At 45.6% G+C, this 17,986-nt stretch carries 19 protein-coding genes; 6 read left to right on the forward strand and 13 right to left on the reverse strand.

All coding sequences use genetic code 11. The annotated features are described in order from the left end of the window. Window positions 1-10: 10 nt before the first annotated feature. From V6669_RS25240 to V6669_RS25250, 3 genes are all read right to left on the reverse strand, one after another. On the reverse strand, window positions 11-742 hold the full coding sequence (locus V6669_RS25240; RefSeq protein ID WP_338588502.1) for a DUF2225 domain-containing protein: 732 nt from the start codon (window positions 740-742) through the stop codon (window positions 11-13). Window positions 743-785: 43 nt separating this feature from the next. Next, complete coding sequence (locus V6669_RS25245; RefSeq protein ID WP_036605723.1) at window positions 786-1,163, reverse strand: globin; 378 nt, start codon at window positions 1,161-1,163, stop codon at window positions 786-788. A 243-nt stretch (window positions 1,164-1,406) separates the two neighbouring features. After that, complete coding sequence (locus V6669_RS25250) at window positions 1,407-1,571, reverse strand: hypothetical protein (RefSeq protein WP_155984997.1); 165 nt, start codon at window positions 1,569-1,571, stop codon at window positions 1,407-1,409. Between the two features lie 153 nt (window positions 1,572-1,724). Here V6669_RS25250 and ylbJ point away from each other — a divergent pair, with 153 nt between their 5' ends. Both ylbJ and V6669_RS25260 read left to right on the forward strand, forming a co-directional pair. After that, window positions 1,725-2,981, forward strand: coding sequence for a sporulation integral membrane protein YlbJ (gene ylbJ, locus V6669_RS25255; protein WP_338588503.1), 1,257 nt, complete (start codon window positions 1,725-1,727; stop codon window positions 2,979-2,981). Between the two features lie 100 nt (window positions 2,982-3,081). After that, complete coding sequence (locus V6669_RS25260; RefSeq protein WP_036673293.1) at window positions 3,082-3,885, forward strand: NAD kinase; 804 nt, start codon at window positions 3,082-3,084, stop codon at window positions 3,883-3,885. 28 nt (window positions 3,886-3,913) lie between these two features. On the opposite strand, the gene V6669_RS25265 is transcribed toward V6669_RS25260, so the two are convergent. Then, entirely contained in the window at window positions 3,914-4,333 is a 420-nt protein-coding gene (locus V6669_RS25265) for a YutD-like domain-containing protein (RefSeq protein ID WP_235200693.1), read from the reverse strand. Between the two features lie 14 nt (window positions 4,334-4,347). Then, a complete protein-coding gene (gene lipA, locus V6669_RS25270) occupies window positions 4,348-5,247 on the reverse strand; it encodes a lipoyl synthase (protein ID WP_017692371.1) in 900 nt (299 codons plus the stop codon). Window positions 5,248-5,488: 241 nt separating this feature from the next. Between lipA and V6669_RS25275 the strand changes: the two genes are divergently transcribed. Then, window positions 5,489-6,559, forward strand: a complete 1,071-nt coding sequence (locus tag V6669_RS25275) for a M23 family metallopeptidase (RefSeq protein ID WP_338588504.1) — start codon at window positions 5,489-5,491, stop codon at window positions 6,557-6,559. Between the two features lie 177 nt (window positions 6,560-6,736). Here V6669_RS25275 and yunB read toward each other — a convergent pair whose 3' ends face one another. From yunB to zwf, 4 genes are all read right to left on the reverse strand, one after another. Continuing rightward, the gene (yunB, locus tag V6669_RS25280; protein WP_338588505.1) at window positions 6,737-7,615 is read right to left on the reverse strand and encodes a sporulation protein YunB; all 879 of its coding nucleotides are present in this window, start codon (window positions 7,613-7,615) and stop codon (window positions 6,737-6,739) included. Between the two features lie 264 nt (window positions 7,616-7,879). Further along, the gene (fsa, locus tag V6669_RS25285; protein WP_036605718.1) at window positions 7,880-8,524 is read right to left on the reverse strand and encodes a fructose-6-phosphate aldolase; all 645 of its coding nucleotides are present in this window, start codon (window positions 8,522-8,524) and stop codon (window positions 7,880-7,882) included. Between the two features lie 86 nt (window positions 8,525-8,610). After that, window positions 8,611-9,504, reverse strand: coding sequence for a phosphogluconate dehydrogenase (NAD(+)-dependent, decarboxylating) (gene gnd, locus V6669_RS25290; protein WP_017692367.1), 894 nt, complete (start codon window positions 9,502-9,504; stop codon window positions 8,611-8,613). Between the two features lie 538 nt (window positions 9,505-10,042). Beyond that, window positions 10,043-11,497 (reverse strand): glucose-6-phosphate dehydrogenase, encoded by a 1,455-nt coding sequence (gene zwf / locus V6669_RS25295; RefSeq protein ID WP_133387427.1) that lies wholly within the window; start codon window positions 11,495-11,497, stop codon window positions 10,043-10,045. 415 nt (window positions 11,498-11,912) lie between these two features. Between zwf and V6669_RS25300 the strand changes: the two genes are divergently transcribed. Next, a complete protein-coding gene (locus V6669_RS25300) occupies window positions 11,913-12,233 on the forward strand; it encodes a helix-turn-helix domain-containing protein (RefSeq protein WP_036605715.1) in 321 nt (106 codons plus the stop codon). Window positions 12,234-12,580: 347 nt separating this feature from the next. Here V6669_RS25300 and V6669_RS25305 read toward each other — a convergent pair whose 3' ends face one another. Both V6669_RS25305 and V6669_RS25310 read right to left on the reverse strand, forming a co-directional pair. Then, window positions 12,581-12,829, reverse strand: coding sequence for an AraC family transcriptional regulator (locus tag V6669_RS25305; RefSeq protein ID WP_338588506.1), 249 nt, complete (start codon window positions 12,827-12,829; stop codon window positions 12,581-12,583). A gap of 224 nt (window positions 12,830-13,053) precedes the next feature. Further along, on the reverse strand, window positions 13,054-14,211 hold the full coding sequence (locus tag V6669_RS25310) for a Gfo/Idh/MocA family oxidoreductase (protein ID WP_338588507.1): 1,158 nt from the start codon (window positions 14,209-14,211) through the stop codon (window positions 13,054-13,056). Window positions 14,212-14,319: 108 nt separating this feature from the next. Between V6669_RS25310 and V6669_RS25315 the strand changes: the two genes are divergently transcribed. Further along, a complete protein-coding gene (locus tag V6669_RS25315; RefSeq protein ID WP_338588508.1) occupies window positions 14,320-15,195 on the forward strand; it encodes an AraC family transcriptional regulator in 876 nt (291 codons plus the stop codon). A gap of 73 nt (window positions 15,196-15,268) precedes the next feature. Here V6669_RS25315 and V6669_RS25320 read toward each other — a convergent pair whose 3' ends face one another. Both V6669_RS25320 and V6669_RS25325 read right to left on the reverse strand, forming a co-directional pair. Continuing rightward, window positions 15,269-16,018: a DUF3600 domain-containing protein gene (locus tag V6669_RS25320; protein ID WP_338588509.1), complete on the reverse strand. Its 750-nt coding sequence runs from the start codon at window positions 16,016-16,018 to the stop codon at window positions 15,269-15,271. Further along, window positions 16,005-16,592 carry a sigma-70 family RNA polymerase sigma factor gene (locus V6669_RS25325; RefSeq protein ID WP_338588510.1) on the reverse strand — a complete coding sequence of 196 codons (588 nt, stop codon included), beginning with the start codon at window positions 16,590-16,592 and terminating at the stop codon, window positions 16,005-16,007. The genes V6669_RS25320 and V6669_RS25325 overlap by 14 nt, the downstream gene beginning before the upstream one ends. Window positions 16,593-17,450: 858 nt before the next feature. Here V6669_RS25325 and V6669_RS25330 point away from each other — a divergent pair. After that, window positions 17,451-17,954 carry a DedA family protein gene (locus V6669_RS25330; RefSeq protein ID WP_338588511.1) on the forward strand — a complete coding sequence of 168 codons (504 nt, stop codon included), beginning with the start codon at window positions 17,451-17,453 and terminating at the stop codon, window positions 17,952-17,954. Window positions 17,955-17,986: the final 32 nt, after the last annotated feature.

The raw sequence follows: 17,986 nt of genomic DNA on the forward strand, positions 1-17,986 counted from the left end.
TAAGATCAACCTAGAGGGGGCTGCGCTTCGCAGCCTCTTTGTCTGTTTCCAGCATCTCTTCAGGGAGTTCCAACTTACTTGAAATCATCTGCTCACGCAGCACAGCCCACTGTTCCCTTGAAGCACGAATCATGGCCGCATCTGTGATCCGCTTGTCATGAATGACCTTGCTGAACCATTGCACTGCTTCATTAAACCGTCCTACCCTGCGGTTCAATTCCCCGAGCAAATACAACAGTTTGGCTTCATTGCCACCCGTTCCTTCACGTTCGAACACCTTCACATAGGCTTCAAGGCTAAATTCAAGAAAACGATGTTCCTGTGCATGGTCCTCCATATAACGATACAACCAAGCTATATGATGCAACAGACCAGCGACGACACGATCTTTCTCCTGAATAACCTGTGCGCACAGCAAGGCAAGCTTGTACGTAGCCAGCGCCTGTTCCAGTGTTCGTGCTCCGCTATAATCACGTTTTACCCAGCGATTACCGACCTGTTCCTTAAAAGCCTTGCGCTGAGCATCATTCAAATGCTCCGTTGCGTTCTCCGTCGAGGCAAACCCGCACTGCGGACAGATGCGAACCACATAAAAATCTGGATTCTCCAGCTTGTAGTACGCACAAAAATCCGAATCCGTCCGGTAGGGCCTTTTCAAACTCGGTCTTACCCGTGAGGTTTCATACTCGGTTTCGCAATAATGACAGGTCACCTTCACCTTATATAGCGGCTCTAATTCCAATCTCTTCCATCCCTCTCCCGTACGCTTATAATCATATTCGGAACTACGGTGTATTCACAAAATGATGTGCTGGCCCGGATAAACGCTGCAGGATAAACGAATGCAAGGGCTCCTCCACACCAATCTGTGTTAAGGCTTGATCCATACATGCAAGCCAAGCCTCAGCCCGTTCAACCGTCACTTCAAAATGCATATGACGGGCACGCATCATCGGATGTCCAAATGCCTCGGAAAACAGCCCTGGTCCTCCAAAAAATTGAGACAAAAACATATACTGCTTGTCGATGACCGGCTGAATATCTTCCGGGAAAAGCGGAGCCAGTTGCTCATTCTGCTGAACGATTGGATAGAAAGCCTCGACCAGTGCGCGAACACCTTTCTCACCGCCAAGATTGTCATAAATACTCAAACTGGGATTCATGCGTCTGATTCCCCTTTCTGATGTCGAATTTTGCCATATATTACACGTTCCGTGAACATTGTGAAAACAGTAACAATATCCAGGCTACAAAAGCCTTTATCTCCATTCTATCAAAAAAAACCAAAAAGTCCTATATAACATGAAATCATCAGGACATGTAACCTGCCATCTGTATATAGGACCTTCTTCAAAAAATAACAAAAAAAAGCGCCAACCGCATAGGTTGGCGCACTAGATATTCCATTAATAACTCCGCCAGTCCTCTTCCTCAGAGCGTACCAGCGAGGCACGTATCACATATACAAAAGCACAGACCAGGATTCCGGTGACAAGACTCATGATCATCACTCCATCCGAATTGAATTCCACCTTGGAGACAATTAGGTGACGTTCAGGCGTTTTTCTCATTTTAGCATACATCACTCAAAAACACAGCCACTTTTGCAAGCGCTTTCCACGTATAATTTTGTACTGTTTGTCCACTTTTTTTCATATATTGATGGCAATAGACATCACAGACTTCCGCACACCGACCATTCCAAAAATAAAGGAGAAGAATTCATGGCTGCTTCACAACGATTCACCCATGTCCTGGTCACACTCGCTCTCCTGATCCTTTGTGTGTTAATGGTCTTGTATCCAGCGGAAACCTGGCATGCAGGTGTACGCGGACTGTCCATCTGGTGGGACGTATTGTTTCCCTCCCTTTTTCCTTTTTTGGTGCTGTCCGAGCTGCTGCTCGGCTTTGGCATTGTTCATTTTCTAGGTACCTTGCTGAATCCACTGATGCGTCCATTGTTTCGTGTTCCCGGAAGCGGTGGTTTTGTATTTGCCGTGAGCTGTGCATCCGGTTATCCAACAGGGGCGAAACTGACCGCTCAGTTGTGGGAACAAAAGCTGGTTACCCGGGAAGAAGGAGAACGGCTCGTTGCCTTCACGACATCATCCGATCCGATCTTCATGATTGGAGCGGTATCGGTTGGCTTCTTCCATAATGTCGCCATCGCTCCAGTATTGGTTGCGAGCCATTACGCCGCAGCTTTTCTGGTGGGTATGCTCATGCGTTTTCACGGGGGTACAGCAAAAGGCTCACAGCCAGACATCTCTTCTACATCTCCACCGAGGGAAATACATAGAAACAGACTGGTCCGGGCCATCTATGCAATGCATGAGGCAAGAAAGGCTGACGGACGGGCATTCGGTGAACTGCTGCGCCAGGCAGTCTCCTCATCCCTTCGCCTTATTATTATCGTAGGAGGGCTGGTTGTATTCTTCTCGGTCATGATGGAGTTGCTTGTACAGACCGGTTGGCTTGGTGGATTATACGGGATAACCGAGCAATTGCTTCGACATAGCGGGCTTCCTCCATCCTTATCTCCTAGCTTGGTCGGGGGGTTATTTGAAGTAACGCTGGGGAACAAAGAGGCCGGAAGTGCCGGTGCATCAATCCCTCTCGTCTATAAAGTCGCAGCAGCAGCCTTTGTTCTCTCCTGGGGCGGATTATCCGTCCATGCACAGATTATGAGTATTTTGAGCAACACACCCATGAGATACGGTCCATTTCTATTTGCCAGAGCAATTCATGCGCTAATCGCACCTATGCTGGTTCTGATGTTGTGGACACCCATGATGGGGCGTTCCTCTTCACCCGTTCTCATGGAGCCCGGTTTCATCCCGTCTTTATCTGCGTATACACCGGACTGGGGACTGATTTTCTTATCCGGAATGATTGTTTTTGTATTCCTCATCGTATTGTTGTTATTCCTTGCGATATTAAGTTCCATTCTCAAGCCTAGACGACATGCCAAAAATAAGTGAACGATTCATCTATATTTAACTGAATATGCGCCCAAACGTTGTGTTCTTCCGCGGAATTGATTATCATCGGTAGTATAATGACCACAAAGGAGCTTTCATCTTGAGATACTATGTTCAAGACCGCGGAGACCAGTTATCGATTGATCTCAGTCAGCAGTTTCATGCGCTGGCGAAGGAAGAAGGGTTCAAGCTGGATGCAGAATCGCCGGAGATTGTTATCTCCATCGGGGGCGATGGTACGATGCTACAGGCATTTCACAATTTCATCGACCGCATTCCGGATATTGCTTTTGTTGGGGTTCATACAGGCCATCTCGGCTTTTACGCCGATTGGAAGAAGGAAGAATTACGTGAATTAGTTCGGCTGATGAGTGGTAAAGGAGATCCGGAGCGTCTCAAACCACGCATTGTACAATATCCGCTATTGGAGCTTGAGATTCGCAAAAAGTCGGGGAATTCCTCTTACATCGCCCTTAATGAATTTACGTTAAAAGGTGTGGACGGTACCGTCGTGGCCCAAGTCGATATTAACGATGTGACATTTGAAATGTTCCGTGGCGATGGCATCTGTGTATCCACGCCATCAGGCAGCACGGCATACAACAAGGCCCTTGGTGGTGCCATGGTTCATCCAACCATCGAGGCGATTCAGATTGCGGAGATTGCATCGATTAATAACCGGGTCTATCGGACACTTGGTTCACCGGTTATTTTGCCCAAGCATCATCATTGTGATATTTTCTCCCGCAAGGATCAGCGGTTACTGATGACCATTGATCATGTGAACGTGATGGTGGAGGATCTGATCTCCGTCCGTTGTCAGGTATCCAGTCACAAGGTCAGTTTCGCACGTTTCCGCCCTTATCCATTCTGGAACCGGGTTCGCACGGCATTTCTTGACTAAAATAAACACACCAAAAAAGCGGTCCTTCTCAGGAACCGCTTTTTGCTTTGGCTTGAGGCTGATCCTTGCTCTTCTGAAGCACAAAGTACGCACAGCCAAAATTACAATATTCATTGATATAATCCACCATACTGGCGATCGTGGAATCCTTCGTCGCTTTTGGATGGTTATCACGGTAAAAACCTTTTAACCTCAACTGGCTATAACCCCAGTCCCCGATAATATAATCATAACGCTCCAGCACTTCACTGTAACGATCACGGAAGACCTCTGGATTCCAGCCCTCTTTGTGGTTCTGGACGATTTCATAATTTTTGCCGCCGATCTGTACAATGACCGGTTCTTTAGGCTTTTCCTCAACTGATTCAACAACCGATTCCTGAACCGGCTCCTGGATCTGCTCCTGAAGTTGGTCCTGAATCTGTTCTGTGATTTTTTCTTCTTCCAATCCGGTTTCCTCCATCACGCGTGTGTTGCCGCCTGTTCAGCATGTTTGGTAGCCGATTTCACCTGTTCATGCGCATGGTAGGAGCTGCGAACCATCGGGCCGGACTCGACGTGGCTGAACCCACGTTTCAATCCTTCCTGTTTCAATGCAGCAAACTCCTCTGGCGGATAATACTTCTCAACATACAGATGTTTCTCCGATGGCTGCAAATATTGACCAATCGTCATAATATCACAGTTCACCGCACGAAGATCATCCATTGTTGATAAAATTTCATTATATTCCTCACCTACACCAAGCATAATGCTTGATTTCGTAGGGATGTTAGGTTGCATTTCTTTGGCACGAGCAAGCAATTCCAGTGAACGTTTATATTTCGCCTTGGCACGCACTTTGTCTGACAACCGCTCAACCGTCTCAATATTGTGATTCAGAATGTCCGGTTTGGCATCCATTACAATCTGCAAAGATTCCCGATCGCCCAGAAAGTCTGGAATGAGTACTTCAACGCTGCACAATGGCAACCGCCGCCGTACAGCCTTCACCGTCTCTGCAAAAATCGTAGCTCCCCCGTCTTTCAGATCGTCACGGGCTACACTTGTAATTACGCAGTGTTGCAGATTCATCTGCTCTGCTGCTTCCGCCACACGTTCTGGTTCCTGCAAATCAAGCTCCGTTGGCAAGCCTGTATTCACCGCGCAAAAACGGCATGCCCTTGTGCAAATGTCGCCCAAAATCATAAAAGTGGCCGTTCGATTGGCCCAGCATTCATAAATATTCGGACACCGTGCTTCCTCACATACCGTATGCAGCGTTTTGGAACGCATCATCGTTTTCATTTCCTGATAGTTATCGCCGGTTGTCAATTTGATCCGAATCCAATCCGGCTTCGGTTCTTTAACACGTTTAGCCAATGCATAAACCTTCTTTCTAACTGAAGTTAGGCTGTTGCTCGGAACATATTATACCATGAAAGCGCTGGAAAAACCCCCATTTGTCACATCTTGTGCATTCCTGCCCGATTTGGACAATTTGTAAAATTCGATTCACCCCAAGAGCTTACATGGATAAAATGAGAACTTTTGAAGAACGCTAACCTTTAGCTTGGTTCATCGGGTACCTTGTATCATTCTAATGGAAAGGGGCTGCTTCCCAGTGCAACAACGCTTGACCTTCAGGCACACGTACCGCTTTTGGATCAAAACATTACTTGCAGGTACTCTGCTTCTCCCATTCTTGCCTGTTGAAGTTTACAGTGAACCCGCCCAGGCCGCTCCCAAACCACAGGCTACCGAGTTAAAACCCGCAGAAATTTTCGCTGCACGTCGCCATTTATATGAAACCATCGGTCAGATGACCCAGATTCCCTGGTACAGGCTTGCTGCCATTGATCAGTATGAACGAACGATTACCCGTGCACACCCGAAGGATCGCAAGCATCCGGAGCGGCTTACGGGTATCTTCATGACCCCTCCGGCCTGGAGAGGATGGCTAAATCCCGATGAGACGGATCAACATCCGGAATCCATTCTTTTTTTCAAAGGATATGGACGTGATGGTTCAGGAGACGGTATAGCGGATGCCAACAATGATCAGGATGTGCTGTACAGCATGGCTTCGGTTATTCAAGGTTATGGAAACAAACAAGAGGACTTCAACATTGCCTTGTGGGAATATTATCACAACTCCCGTGCTGTGCAACGGATACAGCAATTCGCGAAGTTATATGAGCATTTTGACAATCTGGATCTATTCGGACATGCCTTTCCGGTCCCGCTCGGAACCAACTACTCCTATCGCAGTACCTGGGGGACGAAACGAAGCTGGGGCGGTTATCGCATTCATGAGGGAACGGATATCTTCGCTCCGCATGGCCTGCCTGTGCGCAGTACCTGTTACGGGGTCGTGGAAATCAAAGGCTGGAACCCGTTTGGCGGCTGGCGCATCGGAATTCGGGATTTGAACAACCATTATCACTATTACGCCCACCTCTCGGGTTTTGACAAGAGCGCACGCATTGGTGAAGTTGTGATCCCCGGTCAGGTTGTGGGTTGGGTTGGCAGTTCGGGTTACGGTAAACCGGGCACGCAGGGCAAATTTCCTCCACATCTGCACTATGGGATCTACCGGGATAGCGGACTGCACGAATGGTCTTTCGATCCTTATCCACTACTGAAACATTGGGAACAGGATGAACGCAAACAAAAGAAAAAGAAAAGCAAGTGAGACGAGGATATGCTCCGTACGTGGAAGCAATTTGCAGTACACCACATGTCTTGACCCAAACCTGTAAATTGGCGGGATTAAGTCGATTCTCTTCGGCTCAGAGTACGATAAGTATTGGAAAAAGGGACCTCTTAGATAGAGGTCCCTTTTTCGCTTTGCTTTAGATATTTGTGTGTATCATGGGTGCGCGTCCTTATTGAGCTGAAATCCCCCATTCACATCAGGCAGATCATCCGGGTCAATTTCAAGTTCATTCCCTTGCAAATGGTCTGACGGCGTCTGTTGCTGGTTCTGGCTAGGGGGATTCGTAGTTACTCCATTACCGCTTGATACCCCCGCATGACCTGATGGCAGCGCAATAGCTGGGGCATTACTACCGTTACTGCCTACCGGCTTGCCCTGATTATCGTAATAATACATTGGCACATCCCCGACAACCAAAAGGTAGGAAATCGGGATTTCCGTATCAACCGTTTCGGGTTCCATATCGAAGGGCACCACGACCGCGACCTCAGCAATGATGTGAATGTACACTTCCACCAAAATCATGTTAATACCCGCATTCTGTTGACGGGTGTTCAGATCCACTTTGACAGCGCCTTGGGGCTCAATACGAACCGGTATACTCGGGCCAAATGAAGCCAACACCGGACTGCCCAGCGCCTGCCCCAGCGGGATTTTTTCTTTTAACATGTGTACATTCTGCAGCGTGGATTGCACAATATTCATCGTACTTGCTGTGATTCGCATATGCTCATTGTAGTTCAGCATGAAACCGGACACTTTCCCTGCGGTATCCGTCTTCCAGTCAATCAGCCCTTCGTTGGTTTTCCCATCTGCAACCTGTGCTGTAATCGCCTTGTTGATCGCCTCAGTTGCAATCTGCTTCACTCTGATCTTGGCCAAATGCATGATCGGGGGCTTCATCTTTTTATCCACATAAGCAAAGCCCTGCATCAAACAAAACGCGGTGAGCAATAAAATGATCAACCACATTTTGCGTTTGCCGCTTGGCGGCTTACGGCGTCTCCGGCTTCGCCATTTTCTTCTCATCATCGAAGTGTCCCTCCCCTGCGGGATGAGCTATAGGCTATATGTTAACCTTATGCACCGTTGTCCCGAAAAAGAAGGACAGTACGTGGACACTGGACAGAAAGTAACAACAACATGAAAGGGACAAGTACTCCTCTTTGGCTAACCTAACCGGAAATCGGAAACTACATAAAATCGAGATAAAAAAGCCTTTCGCCCGCAGATTACTCTGCAAGGCGAAAGGCTTTATGTTCAGACCACCCAGAGACTCAGGCAACGTCTATCCTTTTATTTCGGAACAGATTCCCAATCTTTCAGGAAACGTTCAATGCCACTGTCCGTCAGTGGGTGTTTCCAAAGTGTTGGCAGAAGCGAACCTGGGATGGTGGCAATATGCGCACCGGAAAGGGCTGCATCCTCTACATGTTTGATATTGCGAATGCTTGCTGCGATAATCTCGGAAGGCAGATCATACATGTCCAGAATAAGACGCAGATCACGAATCAATTTCATACCATCCACCGCAATATCGTCCAAGCGACCAACGAATGGACTGATGTAGGTTGCACCGGCTTTCGCCGCCATCAGACCCTGTGCTGCGGAGAAAATCAGCGTGACATTGGTTTTAATCCCTTTTTGCGTCAACTCATGACAAGCGTACAGCCCATCTTCGGTCATCGGCAATTTAATGACTACATTCGGTGCCCATTCTGCAATTTCATAAGCTTCCTTCAACATATCCTCGGCTTTGAGACCGATTACTTCAGCACTGACCGGGCCTTTAACAACGCCACAGATCTCCTGAATGACTTCTTTAAATACGCGACCTTCTTTGGCAATCAAAGACGGGTTAGTCGTGACTCCATCCACCAGACCCAGACGTTCGATCCGTTTGATTTCTTCCACATTCCCTGTATCTAAGAAAAATTTCATGATATGTTACCTCCACTTGATGAATTCGTAAACACGATATAAGTCATTACCCGATTCTCATCATATGTTAACAGTTATATATAAAATTAATTTTTCTCTACAGCGTGACCGCCAAATTCATTACGCAATGCTGCTACCACTTTACCTGTGAATGTATCTGTTTCCAGGGAACGATAACGCATCAGCAAGGACAACGCGATAACCGGAGTAGCGGTTTGAAGGTCAAATGCCGTTTCTACCGTCCAACGTCCTTCGCCAGAAGAGTGCATTACGCCTTTAATTTCATCGAGGTTTGCATCTTTGGAGAAGGCACGTTCTGTCAGTTCCATCAACCAAGAGCGGATAACGGAACCGTTGTTCCATACGCGAGCCACTTGTTCGAAGTCGAAGTCAAATCCACTTTTCTCCAATACGTCAAAACCTTCACCGATGGATGCCATCATACCGTACTCGATACCATTGTGAACCATTTTGAGGAAGTGACCGCTGCCCGCTTTACCTGCATACAGATAGCCGTTCTCAACGGAAGTATCTTTGAATGCCGGTTCAACGATTGCCCAAGCTTCCGGGTCTCCACCGATCATATAACATGCTCCATTACGTGCACCTTCCATACCGCCAGATGTACCTGCATCCATGTAGTGAATGCCTTTAGGTTTCATCTCTTCGTAGCGACGGATGGATTCTTTGTAGTGGGAGTTACCCGCTTCAATAATGATGTCACCTTTGGACAACAATGGGCTAACTTCAGCCAGCACAGCGTCTACCACGTTGTGGGGAACCATGATCCACAATACACGTGGGGATTCGAGCGAAGCCACCATCTCTGCGTATGAAGATACGCCTTCAGCGCCGTATTCTTTCATTTCATTTACTGCTTCAGCGTTCAGGTCAAAAGCAACCACTTCGTGTTTGTGATCAATCAGGTTTCTACCCAGGTTCAATCCCATTTTTCCTAATCCGACAAGTCCAAGTTTCATTTCAAAATCCTCCTGTTATGAACAATGTTTAAATTTCACTTTTGTTGCAGAGCGCCAGACTACATTCCCATTTCGCAGCAACCGTTCCGGTTACGGCTCGTTCTTTCGATCGCTGTTGTATCCAAATTTCTTTTCATCAACCTTTAAATTGATGAAATTTGGATACAAAGGCGAACGCTTTGCTTCTACAGAATCGATTCCGTCCCCTACACTACGTCGCTACTTAGGCAAAAAATTCAGTGCGTCCGCTAATCTATATTCAAAAATTTTCACGGCCTTCCGGCTATCATAACCGGAAGGGCTTATGCAAAATTGGAACGGTATAATTAGTAATGGATACTGTGTTATATCAACAATTTACATCATTTAATCCAAACTCGCTTCCGAGTACAAGCTCTAAGGTAATAAAACATCTCGTTCTATATCCTGTTGACTTGGAAGAAGCATTTGGATTGTGCAAAATGTTCATGGGTGAGCAGAACGGATTGTACTGTTGTTTTTACTATTGTGTTCTCTTATGCTCGCTTTTTCGTTTCACTTACCACCAACGGTAGCCGTCTGCTGCTGTCAGGCGATCTGCTGACTCTGGTCCATGCGAACCTGCGCTGTACGTATCCAGTGGCACACTGCCTGCTTCGAATGCTTCCTGAATCGGTTGCACCCATTGCCATGCCAGCTCCACTTCGTTCCAATGAGCGAAGAAGGTGGAATCTCCACGCATCGCATCAAAGATCAGATTCTCGTAGGCTTCAGGGATGTTACGTTTACCTGAGTTGAAGGTCATATGCATTGGTTCCACTTCACCATGGTTCAATGGATTCTTCGCATTTAATTGAAGGGAAATACTTTCTCCCGGACCAATTTCAATCGTAAGCAGGTTAGGTTCCGTTGTATTCTCGGATTCATGCCCCGTTTTGAGTGGAGACTTGAATTCAACAACGATTCTGGTGGATTTCTCAGCCAGGCGTTTACCTGTACGGATATAAAATGGAACCTCGCTCCAGAACGGATCATCGATCCAAAGTCTTGCAGCAACATAGGTCTCGTTCTGAGATCCGGCAGGGATGCCAGGCTCGTCCAGATATCCAACAACCGAAGAACCTTGCAGCTCACCTGCTGCATATTGTGCACGAACAACTTCAGAAGCGATATTTTCTTTTGTCAACGGACGCAGTGCTTCAGCAATTTTTTGCTTTTTGAATTGAATTTCTTCCGGTGTGCAACGTTTTGGCAAATGCAAACCAATCATCATCAGCAACTGAAGCATATGGTTCTGGAACATGTCACGAAGGGCACCGCTTTGGTCGTAATACGCGGCACGTTCTTCAACACCCACCGTCTCACTTGCCGTGATTTGTACATTGGCAATATAACGGTTAGACCACAACGCCTGAATTACCGGATTTGCATAGGTGAGCGTCTCAATATTTTGAACCATCGGTTTACCGAGGAAATGGTCAATGCGATAGATCTCTTCTTCCGCAAAGGTATTGCTCAGTTTTTCGTTCAGATCACGAGCCGATTGCAGATCGTGTCCGAATGGTTTTTCAATAATCAGTTTCTTCCAGCCTTTGGTGTTACCCAGGCCACTTTCTTGAATGTTTAATGCGATTGGCTCAAAGAATTCCGGTGCCACCGACATGTAGAACATGCGGTTTTCGGGAATGTTAAGCTCTTGTTCACGCTGTTGAACCAACTCCAACAGTTTGGTGTAATCTTCAAGCTTCGTATTATTTAAAGAACAATAACGGAAAGCTCCAATGAAATCACGAACCTGAGATGCTTCTTCTGGCGTCTGACGTGAGAATTCGTGCAGTGACTTTTCAACATTGGCCTGGAAGTCCATATCCGACAATTCACGTCGTCCCAATCCGATAACGGAGAAGGATTTCGGCATTTTCTGATCCATGTACAAGTTATATAATGCAGGGTAAATCTTGCGTTTGGCTAAATCGCCTGTTGCCCCGAACAGGACAAATGTCATTGCATCCATTGGAGTGCCTCCTGTGATCTGTGCAGTATAGTATATGATGTTGCAAAATGTTCAAATCCAAGCATGACAAAAGACGGAATAAGTGGGTGTGTTCCCCGCCTTGCCTCCGTTTATATAACGCGCCTGAATTCAACCATGGAACATTCCTTCTCTCCACAACCTGTTTATAGGTTATAAATTGTAACCATTTGAATTAACGTTACCCATATTACACCTGTCGTCACAATTCGTCAACAATCGTGTCGAACCTGTGAACTCCAGTGTTTATAGGGTTTTTATTTGATGATAACGCTTTATGTGGTAACATTAAGAACAATTGGTATGTGACATTTTACACATATGGCCTGTGGACAAGTAGGTTACAATAAGTATACTAATGATATTACAAGCAATACTAAATCAAAGGAGTACAATCATGAGCGATGATGAGAATGCCAAGCAAATATGCACAAAAGTGGAACAATCTTATCAGATCATTGGCCGAAAATGGGTAGCCCTCATTATCCATGCGTTGATGGAGGAGCCCAAACGCTTCAGTGAGATTCACGCTTATATCCCTGACTTGAGCAAACGTGTGTTAAATGAGCGAATGAAGGAATTGGAGGAAGAAGGACTTGTGGTTCGCCATGTGGTCACGGAACGTCCAGTTCGAACTGAATATATGTTGTCACGAAAAGGCACGGAACTAGGGAGAGCTTTAAGCGCCGTGGAACGTTGGGCTGATAAGTGGCTGTAACATTTTGAGGAATCATTATGATTTGTTTAGCTTGAAGGTAACACGTGCAATCCCGGAGGAGGAGTAACGCATTTAGCAAATGGCTAGTGCAATCCGCATCCGGGATTTATTTACTTCAAACGGTGAATACTAATTGCATATATAGAGACGTAATAACGCTACTTTTTGCAAACCAAATGAATGCTCACTACTCTGGTCAAATTGTTACCCATGTTGTCGTAGGTTCGTCCCCGCAGATTTGCGAAATAACTGGATGAAATACGATCCACTTGAAAATCCTGCACGTCTGCCATTCTTCTCCACCGAAAGTGTTGTTGTCTCAAGGAGCGAGTAGGCATACTGTACATTCAAGCTTTGACGTATTCCGTAATGCTGCTACCTGTCTCTTGATGAAAAATGCGGGAAGCATATGATTTGGACAGATAAACATCTGCCGCCATCTGGTCCAATCTGATCTCATATTTGAAATGTTCTTCAACCCATTGCATCATCTTCTCCAAGTGTTTCAGATGACGTGAATCCGCTAACTGTGAAAGCGTTTCATGTAGGCCCTCTTTCTGTTGATCCGATACACTCAAAAGCTGAAGCAAAAACATTATCAAATCTTCCCATTTTTCTTCAACGCGACTACGAGAATGATTGCATCTCTCATTGATTCAATCCATGACTATGGAGATTATTATCTTGAAGTGATTTTCAGTTAAATGGATGGAAAAATCGAGTGTATTAATTTTTTATGGTGATGTAGGTGTAATCGACATATTACAAAAAAAGATGCCCATTCTCACTAATGTGAGGGGCATCTTTTTCACGTAAAATACTACGAATCCAACTTCCTCCCGAGTGTAATACTCGAATCCTCGAAATTCTCCACCGTCGTTTTCTTTTCATAAAAGTGTACGGCATGTTGCATAATTCCTTCTCTTGTGTAAAACGCGTCTTCCGCCCCAATTGGAAAAACAACCTTTTCTCCCGTGCTTGCCGACTTATAGATACCCACAATCAGTTCAAGCGTATTTCGACCACTTTCTCCATCTACCAGAAGGGGTGATCCTGTCTCAATAGCGTTTAACACATTCTCAACTTGCCCAGCGTGACCGACATGAACAACATCCGGTAATTCGTCAACCAGCTTCTGAATCTGCTTTTCCAGCTCTTGATTGGATTCTGGAAATCCGTTACTCCGTGCTGTAGAAGCAACCACTTTCCAAGGTGCAGATACCCGGGCTTCTTTGCACTGAAAAATTAACTGTTGCTCCTCTCCGTGATGCACGACCGAACTGGTAATCATGCCAAGCGCCCCTTCCTGGAAGCGAAGCATCGCCATGGATACATCCTCGACTTCGGCATTATCATGTGCCGTATTCGCCATCATGGCCTGCAATTCCACTGGAGGTCCCATCATCCAAAGCATGGCATCAATATGATGCACCGCATGATTGAGGGTACAACCTCCGCCTTCTTTTTCCCATGTCCCGCGCCACCACAGATCATAATAATTGTGACCCCGCCACCAGAACGAATCAACCTGCACATGTACGATGGGGCCCATCCGTTTACTGTCCAGCACACCTTTCAGTTTCATCATTGGTGTTGTAAACCGGTTCTGTGCTACTACAGATAGTAACTTGCCACTTTCTTGCGCTGCTCTCAACATCAGATCCGCTTCCTCCAGGGAAGAGGCCATCGGTTTTTCGACCAACACATGCGCACCTGCTTGCATGAAATCACACGCAATTGAAGCATGTGTATACGGCGGCGTACAGACTGATACCAGATCAATGTTTTGGGCAAGTAACTCTGTGTAATCCGTGACAGCTTGTGCACCTTCCAGACCATATTCATTAATTCGCTTCTGTGCTTTTTCCACGTAGATATCGACCACAGCAACAATCTGACATCGCTCAGGGAACGCCAAATATGCTGAGATATGTGCTCCACTAATTGCACCTGCTCCGATAATCGCTACTTTTAACATCGTTGCATACCTCCCTTATTCCCTTCACAATACACAATAATAAAGCGCTTTTATGCGTTCATCTTGTGCTAAAATATAACTATCTTGCGCATGATAAGGGAGGCGATCATGATGTCCATCATCCTGGGAGAACAATTTAAACTGGCCTGTCGTCGTACATCCAACACTACGTTTCGCGAAGTGTTCCATGCTCATTCCCAGATGGAGATAACCTATATCCACGAAGGATATGGGCAGTTGATAACCGAAGGTCAGGTTTTCTCCCTTGAACCCGGTATGCTTATGGTTTTTCGACCTTTCCAATTGCACCACGTCCAGATTCAAGTATCCAGACAGCAGCCTTTCATTCGAAATGTACTCATGGTTGAGCTTGATCTACTGAAGACACATTGGTCGCAATTTAGAGTTACTCACCACTTCATACAGGATCTGCTGGAAGAGCAATCCCCCATTCAGCCCATCCGACTTGCTGCCACTTCTCCACTCGTTCAACGAATGGAACAATATGCAGATACGTATCCAGGTCTTCTTCCCCACCAAGTAGAGGAGGATACACGCCTCTTTGTATTAGATCTGCTCGCACAACTTCGCTATCTGTGGCAAGACGGGCAGCAAAGCCGTTCCCAAGATGTACTTTCGTCCAGTGCAAACGTTCTTCACCCTCATGCCGAAGCCATCATGCAATGGATTGAGCAGCATTACCAAGAGCCTTTTCGTTTGGAGCATATCGCAGATACACTTCATCTATCCCCCTATCATCTATCTCATGTATTCAAAAAAGCGACTGGCACCACAATTGTTGCTTATGCTCAAGCCACCCGCATTCGTCATGCCTGTGTGTTGCTCACCCGTTCCTCGCTCACCGTTCCCGAAATCGGTCACCGTGTTGGTATGACCAGCCCCTCCTACTTTTGCAAAGTATTCCGTACTACCACAGGCTCTACACCGCATCAATATCGGCTGAAGGTGCAGGGGAGGAAGTAACAGTCACAACAACAAGAACGAAGCGAAAAAATTCACTTCTCCGCTTCTTCTCCACTTTCACAGTTCACCCGAATTAACGCAAATTGAGCTCTAACCGTTTCAAATAGGGGATTAGGCGTCTCTCTAGCTGGTTTAAATCATCCTTCTGCTCCGCCGACAAACGTTCCTCATGAATACTTCCATCCTTGTCCATCACCATAACTTTGTATTTCTTCATTTGTTCATAGACAGACTTGAACTCACGATATTGTTCCTTGGTAAATGTCTTCTCTGCCTGTTCCAACTGTTCCGTCCAAAATTGCTCCTCGTCCATCAGTTTTATGGAGGGCCCTACACTCACAGTTTCCAGCTTCTCAAAAAACGGTTCCAGCTCAGCTGCAAGAAGGTTATATCGTTCCTGCTCCACTGTACTCCACTGCTCTGGATGCATATTGCCCTGAGAATCGGCATACTTCACGGCCATTTGCCCTAATTGCTTCAGCAAGTCCATATATTGAACAAATTCTTCTTCGCTGAAATGGGCCTTGGCCGTCTGCAACTTTGCTTCCAACCTCATATAATCCTCAGCTGTTCCCCCCATAGCTGTGATGTTTTCCTGTGAACCATATATTCCGTCTGCGAGATAGGTGTACCCTGCGTATGCTCCGGTGGGAATAATGAGTACAGCAGCCAAGATCCCCGTGACCAGCCATTTTTTTCGATTTTTTCTGATGTGTGAATCACTTTGAATACCATCCATCATTTTATGTTTAATGCTCGCAGGGATGGACCAGTCTTTGGTCTCTTCCTGGTAGGCTGTTCGCAACTGTTCATCGAGTTTCATGCAGATCCTCCACCTTTCCCCGCAACCTTGGATTCATCTTTTCTTTTTGTCTCAACTTCGCCAGCGCCGCATGTATGCGCGATTTTACGGTTCCGAGCGGAATCGCCAATATGCCAGCAATCTCCTCTTGCGTGTATTCATTCAAATAATGAAGTGTAACCACCTGCTGCAGCTTGTAAGGCAAACGGCGGACCTGTTCCAGCAGAGGTCGATTTGCCAGTTTGTTGACCAGATCAGTGGAAAAATCATATTCTATTCCCACGTCAGATTTTTCGATCCGTTTGCCAAACCGAAACTGCATCAATCTTTTGCGTCGATAACTCTGAACCTGTCGCATCGTCACCCCCATCAACCAGGGACGAAAAGCACGCTCCGCATCATATCGCGCCAATGATCGATACGCCTGAATGTAAATCTCCTGTACCACATCCTCCGCGTCAGACTTGTCCTTGATGAGAAATCGCACAGTTTGATATATCCTCGTCACTGTTTTCTCATATAATTCTCCATATGCTTCTTCATGCCCCGCCCGTATTAACGTTACAAGTTCTATGTACTCATCTTGCTCACTCATTATCCATCCCCCTCCTCCTTACACTATATATTGGCATGCCAGCATCATATCGTTCGATTTATTTACTGAATGAGTAGGTATGGCTGAATCTGATACAAAAAGTTTCTCTGGTTTTTATTATGATATAATATACCTTATTTTGATATAATTGGAGGTTTTGTATCTGAGTTATAGAAACACCTTTGGTCTTTTAATATTATCTATTTTGATCATCGGATTTGTAATTGCCAGAAGCAACCTTGAGGCCTACGCCACGGTATACAGACTTATTGGGATCTTGGTTATCTTATCGTCTCTTTTTCTTGCGAAAGCGGATATAAGGGAGTAACTTAGCAGGGGTGGTCACTACTGTATTGAAACTTTTCAGCAAATTGTACTCAGAATATCTCCTGATTCCACGACCTCTACGTTTGTTGTTTCTATGGGGATGGATTGTTTTGTTTTTTGTTGCTGGTACCAAATTTAGATGGTTCTACTTCCTACAATAAACTGATTTCAAAGAAGTCTGATCCCCTGGGACATAAAAAAGAGCTGAGTCGTCATTATGACGTCTCGGCTCTTCTTTTATGCTCATCCTCTTCCTTGCAGATAAAGATATAGATAATCAACTCGAGCTCACTTATAAGTTCATTTCGAGACAAGCTTTATTTGATATTCAGAAATTCATATCACTTAATCACCGCTCTTGAATATGTCCACCTATTCAAGTCTTGCCATTAAGTTGGCAAGGCTTTTTCTCTTGAACGCAGTTGTTTGGCTTTGCTTATGTATTCTTTAGATTTTCTTCAGATTTATGCTCATTAATTCCTTAGTTTTTTTCATTAAGATTGCTATATCAACAAGAGAGGAGGCAAAACAATGATCAGTAATACGATCTTAGAGCTACTTCATCAGTATGGATATCTGATTTTTTATTTTGCCTTCTCATTGGGGCCTTTCGGGATTCCAATTCCAAATGAGATCACGATTATCAGCGGTGCCATTCTGAGCCACACAGGAGTTATCAATTCATGGATCACATACTTCTGTATCTTATCCGGACTATTAACAGCCATTACCTTTGTTTATTTTGCAGGGAAGTTATTTGGCCCCAAGATAAAACACAGATTTCAACATAATAAACACTTCGTTAAGGCTGAACTGATTCTGAATAAGAGTGGCAATTGGGCGATGTGCATCGGTTTGTTCATTCCAATCGTGCGATATGTTCTCCCTTTGGTCATTGGGCTGAGCGGCGTGCAGTATAGAAAATTTGCTCTCATCTCCTATTCCAGTGCTTTGTTATGGACCATAACGTATTTTACAGCGGGAATCTACTTCGGCGGTCCCATTCTTTCTACGCTCCAATTATTACATTTCTAACTGGTTTTGATAACAGACCATCACATATACGG

The organism is Paenibacillus sp. Y5S-9 (genome assembly GCF_036894235.1).
Taxonomy (GTDB): Bacteria; Bacillota; Bacilli; order Paenibacillales; family Paenibacillaceae; genus Paenibacillus.